This window comes from Massilia sp. CT11-108, from assembly GCF_047302915.1.
Lineage (GTDB): Bacteria > Pseudomonadota > Gammaproteobacteria > Burkholderiales > Burkholderiaceae_D > Telluria > Telluria orientalis.
Genome location: NZ_JBKYMO010001047.1, coordinates 1 through 833 on the forward strand (window position 1 = coordinate 1; position 833 = coordinate 833).

2 protein-coding genes are annotated in these 833 nt (G+C 71.4%); both read left to right on the forward strand.

Features of this window, described 5'->3' with window-relative positions; translation table 11 throughout:
- A partial coding sequence (locus tag ACEN88_RS33030) for an NAD(P)/FAD-dependent oxidoreductase (protein ID WP_413346518.1) occupies nucleotides 1-624 on the forward strand: 624 nt, incomplete at its 5' end.
- The gene (locus tag ACEN88_RS33035) at nucleotides 611-748 is read left to right on the forward strand and encodes a hypothetical protein (RefSeq protein ID WP_413346520.1); all 138 of its coding nucleotides are present in this window, start codon (nucleotides 611-613) and stop codon (nucleotides 746-748) included. The genes ACEN88_RS33030 and ACEN88_RS33035, both read left to right, overlap by 14 nt.
- Nucleotides 749-833 lie beyond the last annotated feature (85 nt).

Below are 833 nucleotides of genomic sequence, written 5' to 3' on the forward strand. Positions count from 1 at the left end.
TCCGTCGCCCGCGTCGACGACGGCAGCGTCACGCTGGCCGACGGCGAACGCATCGCCGCGGGCGACGTCGTCGTCGCGACGGGGACCGCCGTCACGCGGCTGCTGCCGGACATTCCGATCTTCCCGCGCAAGGGCCATCTCGCCATCACGGCGCGCTACCCGCGGCGGCTGTCGCACCAGGTCGTGAGCATGGATTATGGGCAAACCGAGGGCCAAACGGAAGCCGGCAGCGACGCCCTCGCCGTCGCGGCGAATGTCCAGCCGCGCATCACGGGCCAATGGCTGATCGGATCCTGCCGCCAGGACGGGATCGCGCATGCGGACGTCGATCCGCGCGTGCTGGCGCGCGTGCTGCGCTCGGCCATCGCGCTGCTGCCCTGTCTCGCCGATATGAAAATCATCCGCAGCTGGACCGGCATGCGGCCCGCGACCTACGATGGGCGGCCCGTCATCGGCCGCCATCCGACGCTCGATCGCGTGTGGGTCGCCGCGGGCCACGAAGGTCTCGGCGTGACGACCGCATTCGGCACCGCGCAACTGCTGGCGGACCTGATGCTGGGCCGACCCGCCTCCATCGCCGCCGCCCCTTATTCACCGTCGAGGTTCGCCCATGTCCCCGCCTGATTCCCTGAGCCGCGTGCTGGTCGACGGCGTCGCGGTCGCCGTCCCGTGCGGCGTCACCGTCGTCGCGGCGCTCGGCGGCGCCCCGCCGGCGCCGCGGGGGGCCGGGGGGTGTAGGGGGGGTTAGGCGGGGGCACAGTGGCTTTTTAACAACAGACGCGGGCGGCGGAAAGAGAGGGGGTGATGTGGGGGGGGGGCGGATGATTTAAAAA